1 protein-coding gene and 1 pseudogene are annotated in these 903 nt (G+C 71.1%); one reads left to right on the top strand and one right to left on the bottom strand.

From position 1 onward, the window contains the following. Positions 1-82: 82 nt before the first annotated feature. Positions 83-268 (bottom strand): annotated as a pseudogene (locus EAO75_RS45155) (GNAT family N-acetyltransferase); the annotation flags it as partial. 355 nt (positions 269-623) lie between these two features. Here EAO75_RS45155 and EAO75_RS45150 point away from each other — a divergent pair. After that, positions 624-903 (top strand): hypothetical protein (locus tag EAO75_RS45150; RefSeq protein WP_148000926.1); only part of this gene is annotated, 280 nt, incomplete at its 3' end.

Here is a 903-nt window from a genome sequence, read left to right as displayed (position 1 = left end):
GGCTGAGCGCGAGCCACCCAGGCCCGCGCACCCCGGTCCCGGCGCCGATCTCCGCAGGGTCGACGCAGAGCGCACCGCAGGCTCAGACGGCCAGCCGCTTCTCGAACCAGTGGCTGGCGTAGACATTGTCGTCGTACGCCGGGATCGCCGTGTATCCGCACGCCCGGTACATCGCCTGTGCCTCGGTGAGTGAGGCGTGGGTGTCGAGGCGTACGACGGTCAAGTGGCGGGTGGTGGCCTCCTGTTCGAGGGCTGCCAGCAGGCGGCGGAGTGGACTGCGGTGGGCGGTTGCCCCGGATCAGCGCGTTCGCCAGGAGTTGGCCCCATACGGCCGGCGGCAGGTCGGGGACACGGCCGTTCGGGGGTTCGATGATGCTCTGCCGGAGCCAGTTGCCGGTGGTCGGGTGGGGGTCGCGGCTCATGCGGTAGAGCAGTTCCTGGAGCTGGCGCAGATGCCGCTCGTCACGGGCCAGGGGGGCGACGGCCCAGGTGAAGAGGTGGGCCGCCCGGGAGGCCCGGTCCGCTCCCGACCTGCCTTCCGCGCCCGTTCCGTGCGGCGTGAAGTACAGGTCGTTGCGCAGCACTTCGGCGCACACGGCGTGCCGCATCTCCAGGGGCCGCGCATGCGTCCGGTGGGATTCCCCCAGCACGTCCAGCAGCAACTCGACGGTCTCCATGGGGAGTTCACCCGTGCGCAGCTCCTGCAGCAGCACCTCGTCGGACTGCCTGCGCAACTCCGCCAGCAGCACGCTCTGCCCCATGACGTCACCCCGCCGATGACCGCGCAGGTTCTGGTGCAGGGCGCGCGCGTCATGGCCGTTCGGGGTGGGAGCGGGCTGCTGGCGGAGTTGCGCAGGCAGTCCGACGAGGTGCTGCTGCAGGAGCTGCGCACGGGTGAACTCC

Origin of the sequence: Streptomyces sp. UW30 (assembly GCF_008042075.1) — a bacterium.
In the GTDB taxonomy this organism is placed as follows: domain Bacteria; phylum Actinomycetota; class Actinomycetes; order Streptomycetales; family Streptomycetaceae; genus Streptomyces.
This window is presented reverse-complemented; position numbering and strand designations above follow the sequence as displayed.